Consider the following 21,666-nt stretch of genomic DNA (forward strand, 5'->3'; position numbering starts at 1 on the left):
CTGAGACGCCGACCGGTTTTCCACCGCCGCAAACTCTCGGCATTGTTGGATTTCCGATGCACTCATACGAAGCGAAATCATCTGGCGCTTAGGCGCTTTTGGCATGTCCTTTCGCCGGCTTGGTGTATGTTCCATGTGTGTGACACCTTGAATCATGTTGCGACGGTTCAAATATAGATTCAATTGAATCTATTGTCAATGTATATAGGATTCATATGGAACTATTCGAGCGTTTGAAAGAAGAGCGAATCCGTCTTGGAATGAGCCAGACAGCCTTCGGTGAGCTGGGCGGCGTGAAAGTGCTCGCTCAGCGGAACTACGAAACTGGCAAGCGCAGCCCGGACGCGAGCTACCTTGAAAGGCTCGCTGCGATGGGGGTGGACGTGCTTTATGTGGTGACGGGTGCGCACGCCCTTACCCAACAAGATCTGGAAGCCGATCTAGACCGCTACGGCAAAGCCTGGGAAACCCTGGAAATGGCTCTTGAAGCGACGGGCCGGGAGATGAGCGCGGCCAAGAAGCGCAAGGCAGCAGATGCGCTTTTCCGCGCCAGCAAAGAGCAGATGGCGCCGACCAATGACCAGCTCGTGAACCTGGTTCTAGAGCTGGCGGCGTAGAGCGTCGACGGGGCTGAGGCAGGGGGGGGAGACGCCCTCATAAGCCGGCAAGGGCTGCGGGTGTTCCCGGTTTGAATGCCCGTATGGAGCTGGCATCGCACAGTAGGAAGAAAAGCAATGCAAAAGCCTCATGACCCCGGTTCGAACGTTCATTTTCTTGACCAGCGCCACAGCGGGAGCCCGCAGGCGGATGTGCTGGGCGTACTGCACGCGGCATTAAAAACCGCGAAGGAAAAGCGCCCGGAGCGCCCCGCCTATGACGGCGCCAGCGCTTCCCAGACGATCGAGGGAGAGGGGAATACTCAGATCTCGGGGGAAGCTGCGCCGCGCCAGTCGATCACAGGCAACAACAATATTCAGATCGGCGCAGTGCAGCTGGTGGTGCAGGTGATGGTGAACGTTCAGCGGTAGGAGCGCGCGGCGCTTAGTCCGCGTCCTCGATGTCTACCGCAGGCAGGTCGCCGCCGGGTTGGGCCTCGTCCTCTGCGCGCGCGTCTGCCGCTTCTGCGGTTTCCGCTTCCAGCTTCGTTGTCAGGCCATTGCCGTCAAGCTGATGAACCAGCTTCACGTTGAGCCATGTGTATTCGTTGAGCGGTGCCTTGATGGACGGGAGCCGGATCTTGGTCTGCGGGGACAGGTCCGGGCGGCCATAGGCCAGGTCCATTTCAAACGTGGCCATACCGCGTCTGATGCGCGCCCACTCCGCGCGCGCGGCTTCCAGTGCGTCAGTCTCGCTCGCGTACAGCTGGCGCAGGCGCTTAGCATTGCCGATCACGCCCGCCAGCACATGCCGGCGCTTGGCCTTGCCCTTGTCCTGCCAGGACGCGCGCACGCCGGTATAGGAATCGCGGTCAGCGATGTGAAACCGTATGCGGTCGCCATCGCGGCGCGACAGGGTAACGGTGGGCATGTCCTTGCCGCTGGCGGTCTTGCCGTGTTCGATGGGCAGGAATAGCAGCCGCTGATCTTTGACCGTGGCCACGGCGTCGTAACGTTTGCCAATGCGATTGAGAAATGCGAGGTCCGATTCGTCGGTCTGGTCGATGTGCTGCACCTTCGTATTGCCGAAGGTGCCGACAACGGCAGTAAGGCCATGCGCCTTGGCGATGGTTTCCACGATGGCTTTGATGGTGGTGCCGTGGAAGCTGCGCGCGGAGCGCGTGCGCAAGGCCGATTTCATGTCGGCGCTGCGAGCGCGCAGGGTGATGACATCGGGCGGGCCGCTGAATTCCACCTCGTCGACTTCGAAGGTTCCCTTGTCCACCAGCCCCGTGCTTTCCCAGCCCAGCAGGACGCGCACAGAAACGCCACGGGCGGGCAGCTCCAGACGGCCGTCATGGTCATCAAGAACTAGGTCGAGCTGGTCCGCCTGGTCGGATCGGCATTCCGTGATGGTCAGGCTTTGGAGGCGAGGCCGAACCTCGCCCGTCACGTCCTGGCCGGCAACGATCACGCGCCAGATGGGGCGGGGATAGCGGTAGGCCTCGGGCTGCTGGCTAGCGGCCGCGGACTCTGCGGATTGAGCGGCAAACATCAGACCCCCCAATTCATGACAGAGCCGTCCATCTTGTCGATGGGGATCTGCAGGTCATCGAGCAGGCCGCGCGCCTGGGAATCGTCCACGCATTTTAGGGTGATGGTGAAGTCCGTCTTTTGCGCCACGCCGTTGATGACGAACATGGATCCCTCTTCTTCCAGCCGCTCGATGATGAATGCGCCGTGCACGGTTCCCAGGCCGTCCACCATGACATAGGCCTTGCCCGTATTGCCCATGCGCCGCAGCAGCTGCAGCGAACCGGACGAACCCATAATCTGCGGAATGACGATCCCGCTCAACGTAATGGTGTCTTCGCCCGGCCCCACGTACTGATAGGCGGGCCGCGTGCCCATCCGGGAATTGGACGGGTGGCGCCATTCGGTGCTACGGCGCAGCGACTGATACGCGACCGTGGGCAGGCCGAATACGAACATGCCAAGAGCCATCATCATGGCGAAATCTCCTAGTCTCGGTCGATGTAGGCGGAGCGGAAGCGCGCATCCTTGTCCGCCTGGGCGCGGCGCAGGGCGGCTTCCACTGCGCGCTGCAGGTCCGCCTGCGTCAGTCCGGCGCCTTGAATTGTGATGTTGATGGTGTCGCCCTGGACGGTGATCTGGCGCGGTGCGCTTGCCGGCGCGGTGGCCATGGGCGTGCGCATATCAAACCTGGCCCCAATTGTGGATTGATCGGTGTCGATCCCTGTAGGCAGGGGGGGCATGGTGGACATCGCCGGCAGGACGGGTGACGCCTGTACGGCAGCAGCGACGGGTATGGCTGCCATGGACGCAATGGCGGGCGGGGTCGGAACCACCGGCATAGGAGGCATGACCGGCGCGGCATATGCGCCCATGGCGCCACTGAGCGCCACCGACGCGGCGAGCGCCTGGGCGGCCTTCATGGCCTCGGGCTGCTGGGACTTGATGCCCACAGCCGCGCCCTCCGACACATAGCCGCCCATGTCCGCAAAGACGCGGCTAGGCGAATGAATTCCTAGCTTTTCCTTGAACCAGCTGATAACACCGCTTCCCATATTGGAGATGGATTCCTTCAACGCGCCGGCCATGCTGGTGATGCCGTTGATGAGACCTTGGACCAGATTGGAGCCGAATTCCGAGAAGTTGCCCGGAAGTGCCACACCCAAGGACGCCAGCGCGGCCGCTATCGGCTGATACAGCAACCCCAGCGGGGACCAGTTGAGCAGCTGCGCACCGACGCCGGCCAGGCCACCGTCAAAGACCTGCGCGACCGATTGCCAGATCTGGTCAAAGAATCCCGATACGGCGCCCCAGGCCGCACCCAGGACCGATAGCGGATCCCAGCCCGCCAGAAGCCCGGAAAGCCATTGCACGGCCGAGTTAAAGGTGGCGGTGATACCAGACCATAGGCCGCTGAAAAACCCGCTGATAGGTTCCCAATAGCGGTAGATCGCATAGGCGGCCAAGCCAATGGCCGTGACGGCCAAGGCTATGGGGTTGGCCAGCAGCAGACGGCCAACAAACATGATGGCGCTGCCCAGCAGGCCGAAGCCACCGCGCGCGAGGTTCACCAGGACGCCCAACAAGCCGCCGGCCTGTATGCCCAGCAGCGACAGGCCATAGCGGACGATGATGAATGGCCCCAAGACACTGGCCAGCGCCAGCGTGAGCGCGCCAAACGCCGCGACCAGCACGGCAAGGCCGCCCGCCATCGCGGTGAGGGTGCTGGCAAGCTCAGGGTTGGCCGCTGCCCAATTCTTCACGCTGCCGATAAGGTCCGCCAGGCGAATGACCATCTTGCGCAAGGCGCCGTCGTGTTGCTCGTACACCTGAATGCCCAGGTCTTCCCATGCGCTGGAAAGCTCGTCCAGCGAGCCGCGCATGTTGTCGGCCATTGTCGCGGCCGTCTTGTCGGCCTCGCCCGCGTTGGTCTTTAGCGTCCCGACGAACTTCTGCAGTTCTCCGTTGCCCGCCTGATCGGCCAGCACCTGCAGCGCGCTGAACGCTTCCTCGCCGGCGATGTGCTTGAAGTAGCCGGCACGCTTCGCCGATCCCATTTTCTGGGTCTTCTTGTCGATCTCGGCCAGGATGGTGGGCAGGTCGCGCAGGTTGCCTTTCGCGTCCTTGGTCTTTACTCCCAGCTCGGCCAGGGCGTCGGCCGCAGCCTTGGGCGGCGCGGCAAGGCGCCCAAGGATTGCGCGCATCGCCGTGCCTGCCATGCTGCCCTGGATGCCTGCGTCGCCCAGCTTGCCCGCCATGGCGGCGGCCGTCTCGATGTTCACGCCAAGGCCGGCGGCCACGGGCGCCACATATTTCATCGTCTCGCCCAGCATGTACAGGCTGGTGTTTGATCGCGTGAATGCGCCCGTCAGCACGTCGCCGACGCGGCCCATCTGATCGGCCGGAAGCTTGAAGCCGGTCAAGATGTTTGAGCCGATATCCGCCGTTTGCGCGAGGTCGGTATCGCCGGCCTTTGCTAGCGAAAGCATGCCGGGCATGGCCGCGAGAATCGCCTTCGGCGTGAAACCCGCCATGGCAAGAAAGCCCTGCGCGTCGGCGGCCTGGCCAGCCGAAAACATGGTGTCCGCGCCCAGGTCGCGGGCCTGTTTGCGCAGCGCCCGCATTTCTTCGTTGGTCTTTTCCAGGCGGGCCAGCGCCTGAACCTTACTCATGCTCGCGTCAAAATCGATACCCGGCATGACGAACTTGCTCTCGGCGTACAGCATGCCGCCGCCGGCGGCGAGCGCTGCCGCGCCCGTGCCAGCAGCGGCGCCCACGGCGGCGCGCCCTGACCCGTAGCGATCTTTCGCGGCGGCTAAGCGCTGCTGATGCTTCGCTGCCGCTTGCAGCTTGGTGGTTTGCCTGTCCAGCGCCTGGGAAGTCTGGTCGATACGCTGGCGTAGGCCGCGCTCATCGCGCGCAAGGTTTGACGTGGATACACCCGCGCGCCCCAGGCTCTCGCGCAGGCGCTGCAGCTCCGTGGACTGCTGCCCGTGCTTTTCCTTGAGCTGCTGGGCCGTCCGTACCGCTCTATCGAATTCGCGCGTCATGGCCCGTGTGGGCGATGCGGTGGTTTGCATCTGCTGTGCCAGGCCGGCCACGCGCTGCTGGGCCGCCGCCAGCTCTCCGCGCGTGCTTTGCAGGCCCCGCGACACTTCCCGGAACCTACCGATTTCACGCTGGGCATTATCCAGCGCCTTGAGCTTGCTGCGCAGGTCCGCTACGCCCTGAGCGGAAGCCGTGGACGATCCCTTGATCTTGTTGAGCGGCCCTGAAAGTTTGTCCTGCAGGGCCGCGATGACGCGCAGCTGTAGCGCCTTGTCCATGGCGTAAACCTATTCACTCTCGATGCGAACGCGGGCGCGCTCGCGCCAGTTGGCCAGATCCTGCAGGTCCATCGGATACATCGTGGCTGGGGGCCAATGAAACACGGCCGCGATATCCGCCATGGCGTCTTCTACGACGTTTGGAAGGCGGACTTGTCCGCCTTGCTCAGAAAAAAACTGGCCACCGTGGCGCCAATCGACATCAGGTCGGCCGGGTCCAGGTTGTCGATCTCCCCGGGCGCGAGGATCGGGTCACAAATGCGGGGCAATACGACTTTGAGCGCCTGCACGTCGATCTGCGCCAGGGCCATGAGCGTGACGCCGCGCAGCGCGCCGGCCTTGGGCTTGCGGATGGTCAGCTGGGTGATGTTGCCGGAGCTGCGCGTGATGGGGCAGTCCAGCACAACAACCTGCACATCGGGATTGTTGAGGGCCGGCGCGTCGGCAGGCTGCTGGGCTTCGATGATCGGCATGGGTTTGGTGGTGTTGGTCATGAGGGTTCCAGATGCAATAGGGGGGAGGGGTTACAGGCCGATGGCGCGGCGCAGGGATTCGGACACGTCCACGCCGCCGACCATGTGAATCATGTTGAGCAGGTCGATTTCGTAGAGGGTTTCGCCGTTGAGCGTTTCCTTGTAGTAGACGCATTCGGTGGTGATCTTCACTTCCGTGTCATCGCCTACCTTGGCTTCCCCTCGGTCGATTTCGGAGTGGCGGCCACGTACGATGATTTCCACGGCATCCACTTCTTGCGTGTCGTCGCGCTGGTACGCGGCGGCGAAGCGAAGTTGCACGCCGTCAACGCCCACCGCGCCGTACTGCTGCAGGATCTGCTTGACGTAGCCGCCGATGGTCCATTCCATCTTCATGGCGTCATCGTCCAGACCGAAGTCGGCCTTGGCAGAGCCCAGCATGCCGCCGGCGCGGAACGCTTCCATCTTGCGCGTGAGCTTCGGCACAGTGACGGCGGTAACGCGGCCCATATAGCTCTGGCCGTCGTTGAAGAGGTTCATGTTCTTGAGCTTGGAAGGCATGCCCATGTTTGATGCTCCGGGAAGTAAGAGGCGACGGCGCTTGAGTGCGCCGCCGGAGGGTTAGGCACCGATTCGTTGCGCGAAGTCGAGCAGATAGCGATCCGTGATGCGCTGGCGGAAGCCCAGGTTTTCGAGCGGTGGAACCGGCGTGTAGTCGTAGTCGATGGTGAGCTGGCCGGCCTTGAGTGTTTCCTTGGTGTTCGGCTCTTCGTCGTACCAGGCGCTGCCGTCGATGATGTAGCCGTTGGCCTTGAGGCTGCGGAACTTCGAATTGATGCCTTCGATAATGTCCTTTGCCAACGAAGGATTCAGCGCGGCGTCAACCGCCCACATATGACCCTCGGCCATCGTGTCAGCAATGATCTGGGCGGTGCGGGTGTAGTTCTCGAACGGGAACAAGCTCTGCGGGCCTGCGCAGGTACGAGAGCCCCAGAAGCGGTAGCCCGTGCGGTTGATCAGTGTGGTGACATCCTTGGCGTTCAGATAGCCGGCGTCGGTGTCAGGGTCTTGCAGATCCCAGAAGACATCCCGGCTGATTCCGGTGGCGCCGTTGACCACGACGTTGGACAGGGTCTTGTGCCAGCCCACTTCTTTGTCCAGCTTGGCGCGCAGACCCAGGGCGGTCGCGGACGCGGTGATGATGCCTTCTGCGTTGGCGCGCGTATCCCAGCCCAGGAAGTCGGGCCAGATCAGCATCAGCTCGCGCTGCCCCAGCCCCTCGCGGAAGGCGGCGGCCTCTTCCTTCGTCGGGCAGTCGGGAATGCTGGCGTAGGCGAAGCCGCGCAGCTTCTGCGCGATCTCGGCCATGGCCGCTACGACGGCGGCATTCTCCAGACCCGGCGCGCCCAAGATGCGAGGTTTCAGCCTCGGTCCCGTGTTCTGTGCGGCCAGCAGGGCGCGCATGCCGGTGTAGCGGCCGTCGGGGTCGGTGCCGCCGATGACATTGGAAGTGGTTTCCGCCGGCGTGGCCCCTTCGGCTACGCGCACGATGATGGTGGCGGGGTTGGTCTGGGCGCCGATGGTCTGCAACGTCCGGGCAAGCGTCCCCTTGGTGCCGGCCTTACCGGCAGCGGCGGCGATGTTGGTGGCCAGCACCGGAGTATTCAGCGGAAAGGTGAGCGGGTCAGCGTCTTCGGCGGTAGCCACGAAGCCGACGACGGCGGTAGATACGGTGCGGATCGGCCGGGTGCCGTCGTCGGTTTCGACAACCCGGACGCCGTGGTGGTAGGAGTCAAGTGCAGCCATGGAAAGCCCTCTGTGATGGTGAGCAGATATCCCGCTCGACATCGCGCGGGGTATGTGATGCTCAGTCTGAGGGCATGCCCTCGCGCGCGCACGGGGCTGGTGTTGTCGATGAGGCTGCTACATGCGCTGAAAGGTCAGTTGTGCGCCGTGACCTTAGATCGCTCCCATCGGCTTGGCCAGCGTGAGCCAATCCGGCAGCATTCCCCAGCCCGGGTAGCTCGCAGCGGAACCATTCACGATGGTCTTGGTTCCCGTGACGTAGAGCGCACCGGTGGAGGTCAGCCAGAGATCGACATGACGGTAGTCCGCGGACAACGTCCAGGCATCCCGCATTCGTATGGCCACCATGCCCGCAGGAGCGATGGGCGGCGGATCCTCATACGCGCCATAGGGGACATTGAAGAAGCCTTCGGCCAGCGCCAATTCATTGGCCTCCAGCTCATAGAGAAATAGTCCGTTCTGGTCGGTCTGATACACAGTTTTCGTTTTGGGCATGGATATCTCCAGTTCAGATAGCTGCACCACTCGATGTCTTCGAGTTTGCGGCGCTCGCTGCATTAGGCATGAATTCGAGGGTGATAGGCCACGTTCATCGAACGGGTTTCCGAAGACGAGCGCGTCACCCTCGCGGAGTCAAAGCCGGTCCGCCGCGTTGGCTTTTCCTGGCTGATGATGTCCTCAATGGATGGTGCAGTGAGTCCGTTTCCTCCATCTATGAATACGCCGTCTTGGCTCCACACAACAGGAAACTCAGAGTTGAAATCTGAGATGGCGTGAAAGCCGCCGGTAATCCGTTGCAGAGCGTCCAGCTGACGGCTTCCGGACCAGCGCGAGCTTGTGGTGTCGGCATCGGTTCCGGTGTAGCGGCGGAACATATTGCGTAGGTCAGGCACGCGAAACTGAGTGGAATTCACGTCTACGAAGTAGTGAGCGCCGATATTGGAGGACCAAGTTTCTTGACTTGCGACAAGTCCGTTTTCTTGCGCATATCCCCACAAACGACCATACGCGGCCTTGGGCAGCAGTCCGCCCAACGCGTCAACTTCGCTTGCGAGTGGCGCGACTGTGTGACCGTCTACCGGGCGGCCGCATAGCGGCGAACGGTAGCCTACAAAGTAAGCGGTTTCCTGCCATATCCACACTTCGGAGACTTCCGCTACGACAATCGGCCCCACATCCTCGGACGGCAGTGCGGTGATGGAATGGATCAGCGGAAAGTGGCGCGCGGGGATCATCGAAAAAAACGTGGCAGTCCGCATTTTTCCATTAGGCGCGCCGATGAGAAGGTGTCCATCGGGAACGTCGGTCAAACCCGTTCCTCCACGGGCGACCGGCAGGGTGCCCTTCGCGGCCTTGCCCATGTCCAGATCGGACAGCTCCAGGTCAATATCTTTCTCGCCGTTGAACTCCTTCGCGGCGGCCTTGGCGGCGCCGGACACTGATATTTTCCGGGCCGTGGCCAGCTTGGTGGCGGCTACGGCCGTTTCCGTCTTGCCCAGCTTCTTGGCCGTTTCCTCGTCCACGTAGCTGCGTGTGGCCAAGACCACGGCTGGGTCAATCTTGAGCGTGAAGTTGGCGGTGCTGGATACCAGCAAGACCATGCGCACCACCTGAGTGCGCGCAGACCCCTCGGCCAATTGCGGTTTGTAGGTCGGCGGGCAGTTGGCCACGGCCACCAGATCGCCGTCGGCATCACGCAGGCCCAGTTCGCGGATCCACCAGCCGCCGAATTGTTCGGGAATGACCTGTTCAATGACAAGCCAGTTTGGATTGACAGGATCGACGAACTTGCGATTGATTGCGGCGCGCCGCTTTGAGCCAATCAGCGCAGTCTGTTCCCGATCCGGGACCGGAAGAACGCCGCCGCCATCGCCAACTTCAAGCTCCGTAATGTGTACGGGAATGCCCAGTGCCTTGGCGTTGGCCTCTTTGGCTTCGCCAACTTTGGTCAGAATTCCGAAATAGGTAGTCATGGGTATACGGTCAGAGTGTCGATGATGTGGGTGGTCAGGCCGCCGCCGATGTCGGCCGGGACTTCTACGGGTGAGGGTTGATAGGGGTAAACGGTCATCACGTCGCCGTCATAGGCCGCGATGGCGTAGTTCAGTGGCGCGCGGATTTCCATCGCGATGGCGAGGCCGATCATGTGCTGGCTGAGGCGCTTCGTTCCTTCGATCAACCGCCCCAGTTCGTTGTACATACCAGAGGAAGCGGGCGGCGGTGGCGACGTAGACCAGCGCGCACGCCACGGCCACGGCGGAAAGGGTAGGGGCGACGGTCAGAGCGTTCATTTCTTTTCCCCGTTGCGAGGCAGGCGCAGCAGTGCCCCCAGGTCGATATCGGGCGCGATGGCCAGCAGCTTGAGCGCGAACGGCACGATGACCAGGGCGCCGATGAGCGCGGGCAGGAAGGTTTCCTTGGCCAGCTCGCGGGCGACGATTTCGCCGGCGCCGCCGTAACCGCAGAACGCGGACAGCAGAAAGGAAACGAAGCGCTTCCAGGCGGTCAGGTCCTTTTTCGTGCTGGCCACCAGCGCTGCGCCGATGACCGCGCCGAATACGGCGTTTGCATCAACGAGAGGCAGGATTTGCGCTATGGCCGCGCCCGATATGAGCGTGGTGGCCATTGCGCCGGTAACGGTCGAGGGTTCGGCCATGCTTTCAGTCCCAGAGGGTGACGGTCTGCGCCGTCGAAGGTTGAGGGGCCGAATCTGGAAGCGTCAGCAGCAGACCATGCGGCAGCACTGGCCCCAGATCCGCTAAGCCGGGATTCAGCTCATAGGTTTGTTCCACCACGTCGCGCGTGGTGCCAAGGTGGCGCCAGCAGATTGCGTCGACTGTGTCGCCTTGTTGCGCCCGTACCTGCATCAGATCAGCTCCACGACGGTGCGGCGCCGGTCCTGAACGTCGGCGACGGACCAGCGCGCATTGCGTCGGTGATCTTCCGGTGTGTCAGCCAGCCAGTCCGCACGCTTCTGGCCCGCTGCGGTCGTGTCGTAGTCGGCCATGCGTTCGATGAGATCGGCCTTGGCCAAGCTGTAGACGGCGCGCTCGTAGGCGATTACACGGCGCGTCCTGCCGTCGATCTGCGCGCCTGCCGGCACGTCCGCCAGGGACGCGTGGCCCTGGCCTTGCATGTCCTCTTTCCAGGCGGCCAGATCGTTGGCGACTTCCAGAATGGCGCCCAGTAATGCGTGGCGTAGGCGCGGGTTCGTCACTGTGCCATCAAGCCGCAGGGCAAGCCGCGCGGCTTCCATGTCGAAGTCAGGAAAAAATCCGTCATTCTTGATGACGGTCTTCCGTGAATCGCTGTTTGAGTATCAAAAGGTCTGGTTGCGGAATGCCGATGAGCGCACACGCATGATCTTGAAGTCTCGGCAGATCGGCGCTACTTGGTACTTTGCGCGCGAGGCGCTGGAAGACGCGATACGCACAGGCCGGAATCAGATCTTTCTGTCCGCGTCGAAGGCGCAGGCCCACGTCTTCAAGCAATACATCGTGCAGTTTGCACGCGAAGCCGCGGACGTGGACTTGAAGGGCGATCCCATCGTGTTGCCCAATGGCGCGCACCTCTATTTCCTGGGGACGAATGCGCGGACGGCGCAGAGCTACCACGGCAATTTCTATTTCGATGAGTTTTTCTGGGTGCCGAAGTTCGGCGAGTTGAACAAGGTGGCCAGCGGGATGGCGCTGCATAAGCGCTGGCGCAAAACCTATTTCTCTACGCCGTCGAACATGGCGCATGAGGCGTACCCGCTTTGGACTGGGGACGCGTTCAACAAGCGCCGAGCTAAGCGTGAACAGGTGGCCATCGAGCTGGCGCATTCGATCCTGAAAAATGGCCACCGATGCGATGACAAGATCTGGCGCCAGATCGTCACCATTCTGGACGCGGAGGCCGGCGGCTGCGATCTGTTCGACATCGACGATCTGCGGCTTGAGTACAGCCCGGATCAGTTCGAAAACCTGCTGATGTGCGGGTTCATCGATGACACCGCGTCCCTCTTCCCTCTGGCGATGTTGCAAGGGTGCATGGTTGATTCAATGGTTGAGTGGATCGACGTGCAGCAGTTCCTGCAGCGGCCCTACGGCTACAACCCGGTCTTGGTCGGCTATGACCCGGCACTTTCGGGCGATTCAGCTGGTTGCGTGGTACTGGCCGCTCCCTTGACTCCGGGAGGGAAATTTCGCGTGCTGGAGCGTCACCAGTTTCGGGGTATGGACTTCAAGGCACAGGCGCAGAAGATCAAGGAAATTACGGAGCGATACGCCGTCGTCTACATCGGTGTAGACGCGACCGGGATAGGGCAGGGTGTCTATCAGTTGGTGAAGCAGTTCTTCCCTAGTACGCGTGCTTATACGTACTCGCCCGAAGTCAAAGGCCGCCTTGTCATGAAAGCGCTTGATGTCACTAGGGACAAGCGACTGGAGTTCGACGCCGGCGCCACGGATCTGGCGCAGGCCATGATGGCAATTCGCAAGACGATGACCGCGAGCGGCCGCAGCGTGACGTATGACGCGGGCCGCGCCAATGACACAGGTCATGCGGACCTGGCCTGGGCGCTCATGCATGCATTGGACTTTGAACCGCTCGAAGGTGCGAGCGGTGCACAACAAGGATTTATGGAGATCTACCAGTGAAGCGAGGAAAGAACATCCGCCGCGATGCGGCCGAGCGCGCGCAGGCCGCGCAGCATGCGACGGCACCAGCAGCGGTCGAAGCGTATTCCTTCGGTGATCCTGAGCCGGTGCTTGATCGGCGGGAAATTCTGGACTATCTGGAGTCCTGGCGAAACGGAAAATGGTATGAGCCGCCTGTGAACTACAGCGGCCTGTCCAAGTCATTCCGCGCGAGCGTTCACCACAGTTCGGCGATCTACTTCAAGGCCAACATCCTGGCGTCAACGTTGGAACCTACGTCACTTTTCTCGCGCGAGACATGCCACAAGATGGCAATCGACTATCAGATATTCGGCAACGCCTACGCGGAACGGCGCGACAGTCTCACGGGCAAGCCGTTGACGCTGCAGCACGCGCTAGCCAAGTACACGCGGCGCGGCGTGGAGGAAGATCAATTCTTCTTCGTGCCGTCGATTGGTCTGGAGCATGAGTTTCCGCGCGGCAAGGTGTTCAGCATCCTGCAGCCGGACCCTGACCAAGAAATCTACGGTATGCCCGAGTATCTGGCGGCGCTGAATTCGGCTTGGTTGAACGAGTCGGCCACCTTGTTCCGCCGCAAGTACTACCTGAACGGCAGTCATGCCGGCTTCGTGATGTACGTGACCGACACGCTGCAGGATCAGAAGTATGTGGACGGGATCCGCAATGCGATGAAGGATGCGAAGGGGCCGGGCAACTTTCGCAATATGTTCGTGTATGCGCCGGGCGGCAAGAAGGACGGCCTACAGATCATTCCCATCAGCGAAGTCGCGGCGCGTGATGATTTTTTCAACATCAAGAACGTCAGCCGTGATGATGTGCTGGCAGCGCACCGCGTGCCGCCGCAGCTCCTTGGTCTGGTGCCGACGAATAGCGGCGGCTTCGGGACGCCGATAGCCGCCGCCAAGGTTTTCGCTCGCAACGAGCTGGAGCCGCTACAGGCCAAGTTTCTGGCGCTCAACGATTGGCTGGGCGTCGAGGCGGTCCGGTTCAGGCCCTACGTGATCGAGGGCGACGACGCCTAGAACCGGTGGACTGCTGACCCTTAGCCCGCCTTGCATGGCGGGCTTTTTTTATTGCGCGTCGTCAGCGCGCCGACTCGGGCTTGTTGCCACCGCGCCGCTGGCCAGGGCGCACCGCCATTGGCTCATTCAAACAGGGTTCTGCCTGGACGTACTCGCGCAGTTCGTTCACCCGGTCGAGGATGTCTTGCCGATGACGCAGCCGGGCGGCGTGCGCTAATCCCGCTTCTAGCGTCACGATAACGCGCTGTAGGCGCCAGATCTCCCAGGCCATAGCTCGGGCCTCGTCCGTGGGGTTTTGCGCGTACAGCGTGCGTATGCGAGCCGCAGGCATAGGCGCGGGCGGCGGTCGGTCGATGAAATCCATGGGGTACCTCGAGGCACTGTACAAATATACAGTAAAACGAGGGTGTGCACCCCCTGGCGCGCAGTCTTCCCCCCTCCACGCCTGCGCGCTAAATAGGCGACAAAAGACTCACCCTTGAGTCACCCCTTGCCGCTAGGCTTTAAGTGCCTCAGCGACTGGATTGAGGCCATTGCCGCCTGACGCAATTCGATGCGGTAAAGACGCCGAACTTAGAAGCTGGCGGCTACCCGTTCAATGTCGAACGGCTTTTGACCTGCTGATGCTCTTACCCCCGCCATTAGTCCCCAAATTGCCGAAGCAAGCAAGTTGACGTCCACAATGCCTAAGGGGCGTCCAGGGATGTGAGTTGCTCGAATTTCAAACAAATTGGCAACGAAGTCGCGCAATTCATCGTGACACTTACGGGACCGGGGAATGGCCCTTACCATCGCATAAGAAATCTCATTTGCAAGCACCTCCAATGCTGCGTGAATTCGGCGGATGTAGAAGTCATTTTCTGCAAGTGCTGCCGTGGCGTTGTCCCAGCGACTTTTACTGTGCGCAGGGTCTACAACGTGCTGGAAGTACTCGACAAAACCTTCATCCGTTACGACAGCCGCTCGTGTAGCACTGAAATTGTGCGGCTTGGCAGCGTCGAGCAAGACTGTCGCCAAGTCGCTTCGACACTGTTTGTATGCGATCTGGATGCCATCGCGAACCATCGCGCGCGTTTTCCGCTCGGGTAGCTCCACGACTAGAAACCAGAAGACGAGGGTGATGAACAACCCGCTCCCCAGGTTGAATAGGATGGGGTTGCCTATGTGAAGCGCATACAACGGGCCTTCTAGAGAGGTGCCTTGAAGCCCACTGGGCAGAGGAACATCGGCCCCCGCGATGGTGAAGTACAGCGCGATCGCTATCACGACACTGATTACAAAATTCCGCTTGCCATAGCCATGCATGTGCTTCCCCAAGATGTTCGAGTCGGCGGAGTTGTATCACGCCGCGTTGGCTTCGCCCATCTTTGTCTCTACTCATAGGGCTGTACCAGAAGTTGATTAATTTCTGCGCAGATCGGGGGAGGGGCTGGGAAAAGCCTAACCTTCCTAACCAGGCCTGAAGGTGATGTTTAAGTCATTGATTTATATTAATAATATTGGTTAGGTCTAAAACCTAACTTGGCCTAACCTAAAACCTAACCTCGACGTAAGCCATTGATTTATTTGGATATCTATTTTTTATAAGGTTAGGGTATAGAAACCTAACCAGGTTAGGCTTTGGTTAGGAAAAGGTTAGGTTTCTGCAAAGTCCGGAAACTCGCATGAATAAAGGCTCTCCGGTCAATTCGGCATATTCGGTTAGGAAGGTTAGGTTTTTCCCAGCCCGTCCCAGAAATTTTGATCTTGACCACTCAAGCTGTGTAAGCTGGCAGCCAGTTCATTGACCACAGTACATACATCATGGCCCATGAAGTTTTCCATAATGGCAAGAAAGTAGGTGAGTTCGACGCTGAATCGCGTTGGGCTAATTCGCCTGCGGATCAGGCAAGGATTGCAGATATCTTGGCTCCCTTCGCGACAGCCAAAGCGCCAATTAGTCAAGCGGAGCGCATGGCTAGCCATGCGCACGCGTTTGCCACCGTTGCACTTCATCTGTACAACAACCACCGCACATCAACGATGCCGGGTATGCCGTCTTTTCTTCGGCCAGAATTTCTTTCGCCGTTCTGCGTCAACGCAAGCTTGGCCATAGAACTTATGCTCAAAGCCCTGGCTGAGATTCATGGAACAAATATTAAAAAAGTGCACGAGCTAGATAAATTGTTCAACGCTCTGCCCGTCGCTGCGCGGGCGCAACTGAATGCTGAAATTCGGAGCGTTGATGTGGACGGCCGACATTTCCCGGGGGGGCTTCAAGCGGCGTTGCCACAGATCAATAGGGCGTTTGTTGAGTGGCGATATGCCTATGAGCACTCGAACATAAGTCCCTTTCCCATGGACGGTGCTAGAGTGATCTTGGAGGCGTGCCGGCGTGCTCTAGTCGTCGCCTTTCAAAAAAGAGGAATAGCGTCGGCAACGGGAGGGAAAAGTGGGAACGAAAAATAGGCGCTTGCAAGCCTTTCTTCAAGAGCATCCTTTGTGTTGCTACTGTGGAGGCAATGAGCCAGCGACAACGGAAGACCATTGGCCTCCGAGATCTGTGTTCAACGAGAGGAAGTGGCCTGATGGGTACGTCTTCCCGGCGTGTGATCGTTGCCAGATGGCGACGCCAAATGATGAGGCTCTATTTGCGCTGATTTGCCGAATGACCGCGCCAGGGGAACAGTCTTCCGCCTTTGGTGCAACTAATAAATTGATGAGGGCGGTGGCGGAGCGAGAGCCAGAGATTTATAGGTCGTTTCTGATGCCCGCGAATCAGAAACGAAAATGGCTGAAAGAACGCGACATCACCCTTCCACCAGGATTGGGAACGAGCGATGTCCCGGTTGTCTCGTTGGCGCATCCTAATCTGAAGGCCCGCATTCGACGGTGTGCGACAAAGTTGTTTCTCAGTCTTCATTACTTACACACCAAGAAGATTCTGCCTTCCACAGGGGGAATTGTCCTCTCCGAGTTTAGCAACGTCGCTACGATAGAGCAGCAGGGGCTTGAAGTCTTCTCCCAAATGGCAGTCAATGTTCCTGAGATCAGATGGCAGCGGATGGACGTAACTCCGCAGTTCAAATACCGCTTTAGCGCAGATGCCCGCTGGGGGATAGGGTCCGTTTTCTTGGTTCAATTCAACGATGGAGTTGGGTTTGGCGCTATCTGCATTAGAGACTTGGCTCATTGCCCACCTGCTCAAGATAACGATCTCGTCCGTCCGTTCAGTTGGGGGGGATGCCATCGTTAATGTGAGAAGGGTCGATGTCCGGCAGCCAGTCCTGTGGGTCGCCAAGGATCTGGGTTAGGTGTGCACCAAGGGCTTCAAAGGCATCCTGCCTTTGGCTCAGCATGGTCTGACGTTGATAGGTGCGCGTCACTTTCTTCGGCTCCTTGTGATTGAGGCAGCGATCGATCACGTCTTGGGTGAAGCCGAGTTCGCCCATGATGGTCGCCGCAGTGCGACGTAGATCGTGTTGCGTCCAATGGCCGCCGGGTAGATCTAAGTCGGTTGTGTTCTTTCGTCCGCGGATGGCCTTGGCGCGCCTTTGCCTGTCGGTAAGGCGCCGGGTGACTTCCTTTTCTGAGATGTGCCCGCCTTCTTTACCCGGAATGAGATATTCCCCAGTGCCTGGCAGCTTTAGCATTCGTTTCCAGACGGCTAAGGCAAAGTCGCTGAGGTGAACAAGGTGCGGTTTCCCATTCTTTGACACTTCGGCCGGGATGGTCCAATTCCTGGCTCGGACGTTCACGGCGCCCTTGCGACGGACTGAGGCCACTTCAATAGGGCGCGCTGCCGTGGCTAGTGTCCACCAGACCATCAACTCAGTATGCACGGGTAGCACGCGACGGCAGGCGACGTAGTAGCGTGATTTCTGAACCGGGGGCTTGGCCAGCATGCTGCGTAGCATGGGCAGCTCCGCGTCCGACAGCACGCGCTCGCCTTCATTCTCTTGCCCACCAGCCTGCTTGCGCGCGATGGCTGCGGTGGGATCGCCTTGCATCCACTCGCGGGCGACAGCGAACCGGAACATCTGGCGCAGATTGGCCAGCACAAGATTGGCCGTCCGCATCTTCTTTTCCAATCTGGCTTTGTCGATGGCTTTCATCACATGGCCACGGCGGACCATGGAAAGAGGCACATCGGCCAGGAACGGAGCGACGTAGATGAGGTATCGGCCCTTGATGGATTTGTGGTCGTTTTCGCTTTTCCGGTTGGTCTCGATCTCCTGGGAAAACCAGACATTGAACAAGCGGCCTACAGTCTCCGGAATCGCGTCGCCCTCAGCATCGAGAAGGGCGGCGGCGTGCTTGGGGTCCATGCCTTTCTGTAGCATTTCCTGGCGCGCCTGGCGCATCTCTCTCGCGGCCTTTAGGCTCAGCAGCGGATAGGCTCCTAGATAAATGCGCTCCCTCTTGCCCGTGGTCGGCCCGGTGTAGCGAAAGATCCAGGCCCGCCGGCCATCAGGCCGAATGCGATGGATGAGGCCGCCTCCATCGTTCAATTCGATTTCCTTCTCGCTGGGCCGCGCATTGCGTAGTGCCGTGTCGGTCAGTAGGTTGGTCGCCATCGAAAGCCTGGATCTTGGGGGGCCATTTGGGGGGCCAGCGTTTTGCGGCTGCTGGCGGATGCTGGAAGACCTTGGCGGACCTCAAATGGCTAGAAAGCCAATAAAGACGCGAGTGTAGCGTTTCCCGGCGGACGTGGGCGGACTTCGGCGGAAAGGTTCTTTTTTGCTTTGGGAGCAGAGGGTAGTGAGTTCGAATCCCACCGCCCCGACCAATGAAGAAAGGCCGTCAGCGACATGTCGCTGACGGCCTTTTGCTTTCCGTTGGTGAAACAGGCCGTGGCAGGGCCGCCGCCAAAAACTGCCTGCTTTTAGTCCAGCCGCAGCAGCCGCCGCATTCTTTCGGTCAGTTGCGGCTTGATGGCATCGTCCGCAAGGTGCATCGGGCCCGGGGCCGTCAACATCATCGAGCTGAGCGTACCCAGCAACATCTGCATCGCGATCTGGATTTCCGCTTCAATGTCTTCGCCTGCCCGGGCCTGTATTTTTCGCAGCAGGGCAGGAACGAACAGGGCATGCAAGTGACGATTCAAGGCGAACAACAGGCTCGATTCCCGGTTGTCCAGCGAAAAATCCTTGATCACAGCCCGGAATGTCCCCTGATTTTGGCGGCAGCTGTCGACGTAATAATCGACCATGGCGGCGATGATCTCCGACGCGGTGCCCTCGGTCCAGACGACGTTTTGCCACACTAGGTTGTCTGCCTCCGCCTGGGATTCCGCGACCGCCGCTTCCAGGACGGCCGCAAGAAATGCCTCCTTGTCCTGAAACCGGCCGTAAAACGCGCCAATGGATGTGCCCGCCAGGCGTATGACGTCGCCGATCAGCACCAGGTCCAGGTTTGCGTGTTGTTCGATCAACTCGCGTCCGGCCCGGATCATCTTGGCCAGGGACTCTTCGCTGCGCAACTGCCGCGGAGGACGAGGCGGGGCTATGGATCTTGGGGCTGCACCAGCCGCCTTTCGTTCGCGGGGGGACTGCGCCGTCTTGATTTTTTCTTCCGGCGTTAAGGGGACGGCCATGGCAGCAACAATCCTAGTTTGAAGCAGTGCGGAACATTATGCCGTAGCCCGCAGCAGGGGCGGACATGGCAACAAAATTCCAAGTCAGAATAATTAGAAGCATTTAGCGTTCGTGGCTGCGGTGGCCCTTGTGTCGATCTTGCATGGGATGCCGCCGCTTTGGGAGGAGGCGCCGCTTCCGCGGCGGAAACTGGAGCGTGGCGTCACGCTGCTATCCGACCTAGGGAAACCACGCATTGAAGGCGCATGAGTGTATCTCAATAATGGAATCAGAATTTGAATTCTAATTTAACGGCAAGTTGTGCCGACAGGATCGTCCCTGTCGTCCAGTCAGGCATTGCCGCCCCGAACCGACCCTAACCTTCTCGTCCCACATCATGAACCATACCGATTTCGATCTGCCCGGCGATGTCGCGAAAGCCCTGGTTGATGCACAGGCCTATGCTGACATTGACGAATTGCACGCCACCTACGCATGGGCGCGCTCCAACAACCCGTTGGGGCGCGCGGTCAATGACGGATTCGATCCCTTCTGGGTAGTAACCAAGCACGCGGACGTGGCTGCCATCTCGCGCGATACCCAGACTTTCCGCAACGGTGACTACGCGGTTGTCTGCGCCCCCAAGGCGATGATCGAGCAGATGACGGCCACGTCCGGGAGTCACAACGGCGGCATCAGATCGATGGTTCATGTCGACGGCGACGAACACAAGGGGTTGCGGTCGTTGACGCAGGCTTGGTTCATGCCTAACAACATACTCAAGCTGGATGAGCGTATCCGCGACCTGGCCGGCCGCACCGTCGACAAGCTTGCGGCGGCTGACGGCGAGGTCATCGACTTCGCCACGGACATTGCGCTGCATTATCCGCTGCACGTCATCATGGACATCCTGGGCGTGCCGCCCGAGGACGAGGGCAGGATGCTGCTGCTGACGCAGGAGCTGTTCGGCAGCGAAGACCCCGAACTCAAGCGCGCGGGGCAGGCACAGGTCAGCGATGCTGACGAGCTGGCCAAGAGCACGCTGGCCATCGTGGCCGACTTTCGCGCCTACTTTGAAAAAGTCACGGCCGACCGGCGCGAGACTCCGCGCAATGACGTGGCGACGCTGCTCGCCAACGCGGTCGTAGACGGTGCGCCCATCAGCGAGGACAGCCGATTGGGCTACTACGTGATCATCGCCACGGCGGGACACGACACGACTTCATCCTCGACTGCCGTCGCCATGTGGGCGCTCAGCCAGTACCCCGAGTTGTTGCCCCGTCTTCAGGCGAATCCTGGCCTGATCCCGCAGTTCATCGACGAAGCGGTGCGCCTGGCGTCGCCGGTACGGCATTTCATGCGCACAGCCGTGGCGGACACCGAAATCCGCGGCCGCCAGATCCGCAAGGGTGATTGGCTGATGCTGTGCTACGGCTCGGCGAATCGGGACGAGGAAGTCTTCGAGAACCCCCTTGCATTCGACATCGACCGTAAGCCGAACCGTCATCTGTCATTCGGGCTCGGGGTGCATATCTGCTTGGGGCAACACCTGGCAAAGATGGAGATGCGCATTCTGTTCGAAGAGATGATTCCAAGGTTGCAGCGAGTGGAGCTTGCGGGCGAGATGATCATGAGCGCCTCGTATTTCGTCGGCGGCCCCAAGCATCTGCCTGTTCGATGCGTCATGAACTAGCTGTTCCTCGTCTCCTTCAGTAGAGCATTCTCAATGCAATGTCAGTCAACGAGTTCGGTGCGCGTTGCGCATCGGCGTCAGGAAACCGAAGACATCATCAGTCTGGAGCTGCAGGCATTGGACGGCGGCATCCTGCCGCCCTTCGAGGCAGGAGCTCATATCGATGTACACATCGCTCCCGGCTTGGTGCGGCAGTATTCGCTGTGCAACGCGTCGTCGGAACGCCATCGCTACGTCATCGGCATCTTGCGGGATCCTCAGTCGCGTGGCGGTTCGGTGGCGATCCATGAACGGTTGCAACCGGGGGCCATCGTCGTGATCGGCGCGCCGCGCAACCATTTCCCGCTCAAGCTGCAATCCCCGAGCCTCCTGATCGCCGGCGGCATCGGCGTTACGCCCATGCTGTGCATGGCCGAAGCCCTGCATGCGGCTGGGACGGCATTTACTTTGCACTACTGTGCCCGCGATCAGGCCAGGGCGGCTTTTCTTGATCGCGTTGTCCAATCGCCGTTCCGTGAAAACGTGGTCTTTCATTACGACGACCAGGATGATGAGCAGAGATTGCATCCGGACGAACTGTTCTCTCAACTGGGAACCTCCGAGGAAATCTACGTCTGCGGCCCTGCCGGTTTCATCGAATGGGTCTGCCTGGCGGCGGACCGGGCGGGCATTCCGAAGCACCGGGTGCGGTACGAGCACTTCAGCGCCAAACCCGTGGATACCTCGCAGGACGGCGCCTTCGACGTAAGAATCGCCAGCTCCGGCCAGCTCTTCCATATCCCTGCGGACCAATCCGTGGCTTCCGTGCTGCTCGCCGCGGGCGTCGACATCTATACCTCCTGCGGCGAGGGCTCCTGCGGTTCGTGCGTCATGCGCCTGCTGGAGGGCGAGGCTGACCATCGCGACGTGTTCCTGACTGATGAGGAGCACGGATGCGGCAATCAGTTCACCCCATGCTGCTCGCGCGCGAAATCGCCGCTGCTGGTGCTTGATCTTTGAAC

Annotated in this window: 24 protein-coding genes and 1 pseudogene; 7 read left to right on the forward strand and 18 right to left on the reverse strand. The window is 60.3% G+C overall.

Annotation, left to right across the window (positions count from 1 at the left end; translation table 11 throughout):
- Window positions 1-215: 215 nt before the first annotated feature.
- On the forward strand, window positions 216-617 hold the full coding sequence (locus FOC84_RS21150; RefSeq protein ID WP_173146156.1) for a helix-turn-helix domain-containing protein: 402 nt from the start codon (window positions 216-218) through the stop codon (window positions 615-617).
- A 117-nt stretch (window positions 618-734) separates the two neighbouring features.
- A complete protein-coding gene (locus FOC84_RS21155; RefSeq protein WP_173146157.1) occupies window positions 735-1,028 on the forward strand; it encodes a hypothetical protein in 294 nt (97 codons plus the stop codon).
- A 13-nt stretch (window positions 1,029-1,041) separates the two neighbouring features.
- On the opposite strand, the gene FOC84_RS21160 is transcribed toward FOC84_RS21155, so the two are convergent.
- The 13 genes from FOC84_RS21160 to FOC84_RS21220 all read right to left on the reverse strand — a co-directional run bounded on the left by FOC84_RS21160 (window position 1,042) and on the right by FOC84_RS21220 (window position 10,990).
- Window positions 1,042-2,151, reverse strand: coding sequence for a contractile injection system protein, VgrG/Pvc8 family (locus FOC84_RS21160; protein ID WP_173146158.1), 1,110 nt, complete (start codon window positions 2,149-2,151; stop codon window positions 1,042-1,044).
- Window positions 2,151-2,606: a phage tail protein gene (locus FOC84_RS21165; protein ID WP_173146159.1), complete on the reverse strand. Its 456-nt coding sequence runs from the start codon at window positions 2,604-2,606 to the stop codon at window positions 2,151-2,153. The genes FOC84_RS21160 and FOC84_RS21165 overlap by 1 nt, the downstream gene beginning before the upstream one ends.
- 11 nt (window positions 2,607-2,617) lie before the next feature.
- Window positions 2,618-5,209: a phage tail tape measure protein gene (locus FOC84_RS21170; protein ID WP_173146160.1), complete on the reverse strand. Its 2,592-nt coding sequence runs from the start codon at window positions 5,207-5,209 to the stop codon at window positions 2,618-2,620.
- 255 nt (window positions 5,210-5,464) lie between these two features.
- On the reverse strand, window positions 5,465-5,578 hold the full coding sequence (locus FOC84_RS21175) for a GpE family phage tail protein (RefSeq protein WP_173146161.1): 114 nt from the start codon (window positions 5,576-5,578) through the stop codon (window positions 5,465-5,467).
- Between the two features lie 8 nt (window positions 5,579-5,586).
- On the reverse strand, window positions 5,587-5,949 hold the full coding sequence (locus FOC84_RS21180; RefSeq protein ID WP_254241723.1) for a phage tail assembly protein: 363 nt from the start codon (window positions 5,947-5,949) through the stop codon (window positions 5,587-5,589).
- 30 nt (window positions 5,950-5,979) lie between these two features.
- Entirely contained in the window at window positions 5,980-6,495 is a 516-nt protein-coding gene (locus FOC84_RS21185) for a phage major tail tube protein (RefSeq protein ID WP_173146162.1), read from the reverse strand.
- Window positions 6,496-6,549: 54 nt separating this feature from the next.
- Window positions 6,550-7,734 carry a phage tail sheath protein gene (locus FOC84_RS21190; RefSeq protein ID WP_173146163.1) on the reverse strand — a complete coding sequence of 395 codons (1,185 nt, stop codon included), beginning with the start codon at window positions 7,732-7,734 and terminating at the stop codon, window positions 6,550-6,552.
- A 153-nt stretch (window positions 7,735-7,887) separates the two neighbouring features.
- On the reverse strand, window positions 7,888-8,229 hold the full coding sequence (locus FOC84_RS21195) for a phage tail protein (RefSeq protein ID WP_173146164.1): 342 nt from the start codon (window positions 8,227-8,229) through the stop codon (window positions 7,888-7,890).
- A gap of 62 nt (window positions 8,230-8,291) precedes the next feature.
- Window positions 8,292-9,707 carry a phage tail protein gene (locus FOC84_RS33410; RefSeq protein WP_254241724.1) on the reverse strand — a complete coding sequence of 472 codons (1,416 nt, stop codon included), beginning with the start codon at window positions 9,705-9,707 and terminating at the stop codon, window positions 8,292-8,294.
- Window positions 9,704-9,934, reverse strand: a complete 231-nt coding sequence (locus FOC84_RS21205; protein WP_173146165.1) for a hypothetical protein — start codon at window positions 9,932-9,934, stop codon at window positions 9,704-9,706. The genes FOC84_RS33410 and FOC84_RS21205 overlap by 4 nt, the downstream gene beginning before the upstream one ends.
- A gap of 87 nt (window positions 9,935-10,021) precedes the next feature.
- Window positions 10,022-10,390 (reverse strand): putative holin, encoded by a 369-nt coding sequence (locus tag FOC84_RS21210; protein ID WP_173146166.1) that lies wholly within the window; start codon window positions 10,388-10,390, stop codon window positions 10,022-10,024.
- A 4-nt stretch (window positions 10,391-10,394) separates the two neighbouring features.
- Entirely contained in the window at window positions 10,395-10,601 is a 207-nt protein-coding gene (locus FOC84_RS21215; protein WP_173146167.1) for a tail protein X, read from the reverse strand.
- Window positions 10,601-10,990 carry a head completion/stabilization protein gene (locus tag FOC84_RS21220; protein ID WP_173146168.1) on the reverse strand — a complete coding sequence of 130 codons (390 nt, stop codon included), beginning with the start codon at window positions 10,988-10,990 and terminating at the stop codon, window positions 10,601-10,603. The genes FOC84_RS21215 and FOC84_RS21220 overlap by 1 nt, the downstream gene beginning before the upstream one ends.
- 28 nt (window positions 10,991-11,018) lie before the next feature.
- On the opposite strand from FOC84_RS21220, the pseudogene FOC84_RS21225 reads away from it, so the two are divergent.
- Window positions 11,019-12,374, forward strand: a pseudogene (locus FOC84_RS21225) (terminase large subunit domain-containing protein); the annotation flags it as partial.
- A complete protein-coding gene (locus FOC84_RS21230; RefSeq protein WP_173146169.1) occupies window positions 12,371-13,417 on the forward strand; it encodes a phage portal protein in 1,047 nt (348 codons plus the stop codon). The pseudogene FOC84_RS21225 and the gene FOC84_RS21230, both read left to right, overlap by 4 nt.
- A gap of 61 nt (window positions 13,418-13,478) precedes the next feature.
- On the opposite strand, the gene FOC84_RS21235 is transcribed toward FOC84_RS21230, so the two are convergent.
- Together FOC84_RS21235 and FOC84_RS21240 are read right to left on the reverse strand one after the other, a co-directional pair.
- Window positions 13,479-13,781, reverse strand: coding sequence for a hypothetical protein (locus tag FOC84_RS21235; protein ID WP_173146170.1), 303 nt, complete (start codon window positions 13,779-13,781; stop codon window positions 13,479-13,481).
- 209 nt (window positions 13,782-13,990) lie between these two features.
- Window positions 13,991-14,722, reverse strand: coding sequence for a hypothetical protein (locus tag FOC84_RS21240; protein ID WP_173146171.1), 732 nt, complete (start codon window positions 14,720-14,722; stop codon window positions 13,991-13,993).
- 498 nt (window positions 14,723-15,220) lie between these two features.
- Between FOC84_RS21240 and FOC84_RS21245 the strand changes: the two genes are divergently transcribed.
- Window positions 15,221-15,865 (forward strand): hypothetical protein, encoded by a 645-nt coding sequence (locus tag FOC84_RS21245; protein ID WP_173146172.1) that lies wholly within the window; start codon window positions 15,221-15,223, stop codon window positions 15,863-15,865.
- A 457-nt stretch (window positions 15,866-16,322) separates the two neighbouring features.
- On the opposite strand, the gene FOC84_RS21250 is transcribed toward FOC84_RS21245, so the two are convergent.
- From FOC84_RS21250 to FOC84_RS21260, 3 genes are all read right to left on the reverse strand, one after another.
- Entirely contained in the window at window positions 16,323-16,589 is a 267-nt protein-coding gene (locus FOC84_RS21250; protein WP_173146173.1) for a hypothetical protein, read from the reverse strand.
- A gap of 37 nt (window positions 16,590-16,626) precedes the next feature.
- Window positions 16,627-17,973, reverse strand: a complete 1,347-nt coding sequence (locus FOC84_RS21255) for a tyrosine-type recombinase/integrase (RefSeq protein ID WP_173146174.1) — start codon at window positions 17,971-17,973, stop codon at window positions 16,627-16,629.
- Between the two features lie 308 nt (window positions 17,974-18,281).
- The gene (locus tag FOC84_RS21260) at window positions 18,282-18,992 is read right to left on the reverse strand and encodes a TetR/AcrR family transcriptional regulator (protein ID WP_254241725.1); all 711 of its coding nucleotides are present in this window, start codon (window positions 18,990-18,992) and stop codon (window positions 18,282-18,284) included.
- Between the two features lie 377 nt (window positions 18,993-19,369).
- Between FOC84_RS21260 and FOC84_RS21265 the strand changes: the two genes are divergently transcribed.
- Window positions 19,370-20,665 (forward strand): cytochrome P450, encoded by a 1,296-nt coding sequence (locus FOC84_RS21265; protein ID WP_173146175.1) that lies wholly within the window; start codon window positions 19,370-19,372, stop codon window positions 20,663-20,665.
- Between the two features lie 33 nt (window positions 20,666-20,698).
- A complete protein-coding gene (locus FOC84_RS21270) occupies window positions 20,699-21,664 on the forward strand; it encodes a PDR/VanB family oxidoreductase (protein ID WP_173146176.1) in 966 nt (321 codons plus the stop codon).
- The last annotated feature ends 2 nt before the right edge of the window (window positions 21,665-21,666 follow it).

It is taken from the genome of Achromobacter pestifer (genome assembly GCF_013267355.1).
GTDB lineage: Bacteria > Pseudomonadota > Gammaproteobacteria > Burkholderiales > Burkholderiaceae_B > Achromobacter > Achromobacter pestifer_A.

Excerpts from the sequence above, each read along its gene's own strand:
- FOC84_RS21170 (WP_173146160.1), bottom strand. The coding sequence starts at position 5,209 with ATGCAAACCACCGCATCGCCCACACGGGCCATGACGCGCGAATTCGAT.
- FOC84_RS21155 (WP_173146157.1), top strand. The coding sequence starts at position 735 with ATGCAAAAGCCTCATGACCCCGGTTCGAACGTTCATTTTCTTGACCAG.
- FOC84_RS21250 (WP_173146173.1), bottom strand. The coding sequence starts at position 16,589 with ATGAGCCAAGTCTCTAATGCAGATAGCGCCAAACCCAACTCCATCGTT.
- FOC84_RS21265 (WP_173146175.1), top strand. The coding sequence starts at position 19,370 with ATGAACCATACCGATTTCGATCTGCCCGGCGATGTCGCGAAAGCCCTG.
- FOC84_RS21210 (WP_173146166.1), bottom strand. The coding sequence starts at position 10,390 with ATGGCCGAACCCTCGACCGTTACCGGCGCAATGGCCACCACGCTCATA.
- FOC84_RS21150 (WP_173146156.1), top strand. The coding sequence starts at position 216 with ATGGAACTATTCGAGCGTTTGAAAGAAGAGCGAATCCGTCTTGGAATG.
- FOC84_RS21260 (WP_254241725.1), bottom strand. The coding sequence starts at position 18,992 with ATGGCCGTCCCCTTAACGCCGGAAGAAAAAATCAAGACGGCGCAGTCC.
- FOC84_RS21185 (WP_173146162.1), bottom strand. The coding sequence starts at position 6,495 with ATGGGCATGCCTTCCAAGCTCAAGAACATGAACCTCTTCAACGACGGC.
- FOC84_RS21240 (WP_173146171.1), bottom strand. The coding sequence starts at position 14,722 with ATGCATGGCTATGGCAAGCGGAATTTTGTAATCAGTGTCGTGATAGCG.
- FOC84_RS21205 (WP_173146165.1), bottom strand. The coding sequence starts at position 9,934 with ATGTACAACGAACTGGGGCGGTTGATCGAAGGAACGAAGCGCCTCAGC.
- FOC84_RS21195 (WP_173146164.1), bottom strand. The coding sequence starts at position 8,229 with ATGCCCAAAACGAAAACTGTGTATCAGACCGACCAGAACGGACTATTT.
- FOC84_RS33410 (WP_254241724.1), bottom strand. The coding sequence starts at position 9,707 with ATGACTACCTATTTCGGAATTCTGACCAAAGTTGGCGAAGCCAAAGAG.
- FOC84_RS21215 (WP_173146167.1), bottom strand. The coding sequence starts at position 10,601 with ATGCAGGTACGGGCGCAACAAGGCGACACAGTCGACGCAATCTGCTGG.
- FOC84_RS21255 (WP_173146174.1), bottom strand. The coding sequence starts at position 17,973 with ATGGCGACCAACCTACTGACCGACACGGCACTACGCAATGCGCGGCCC.
- FOC84_RS21270 (WP_173146176.1), top strand. The coding sequence starts at position 20,699 with ATGCAATGTCAGTCAACGAGTTCGGTGCGCGTTGCGCATCGGCGTCAG.
- FOC84_RS21190 (WP_173146163.1), bottom strand. The coding sequence starts at position 7,734 with ATGGCTGCACTTGACTCCTACCACCACGGCGTCCGGGTTGTCGAAACC.
- FOC84_RS21180 (WP_254241723.1), bottom strand. The coding sequence starts at position 5,949 with ATGACCAACACCACCAAACCCATGCCGATCATCGAAGCCCAGCAGCCT.
- FOC84_RS21245 (WP_173146172.1), top strand. The coding sequence starts at position 15,221 with ATGGCCCATGAAGTTTTCCATAATGGCAAGAAAGTAGGTGAGTTCGAC.
- FOC84_RS21220 (WP_173146168.1), bottom strand. The coding sequence starts at position 10,990 with ATGGAAGCCGCGCGGCTTGCCCTGCGGCTTGATGGCACAGTGACGAAC.
- FOC84_RS21175 (WP_173146161.1), bottom strand. The coding sequence starts at position 5,578 with ATGGCGGATATCGCGGCCGTGTTTCATTGGCCCCCAGCCACGATGTAT.
- FOC84_RS21160 (WP_173146158.1), bottom strand. The coding sequence starts at position 2,151 with ATGTTTGCCGCTCAATCCGCAGAGTCCGCGGCCGCTAGCCAGCAGCCC.
- FOC84_RS21165 (WP_173146159.1), bottom strand. The coding sequence starts at position 2,606 with ATGATGATGGCTCTTGGCATGTTCGTATTCGGCCTGCCCACGGTCGCG.
- FOC84_RS21235 (WP_173146170.1), bottom strand. The coding sequence starts at position 13,781 with ATGGATTTCATCGACCGACCGCCGCCCGCGCCTATGCCTGCGGCTCGC.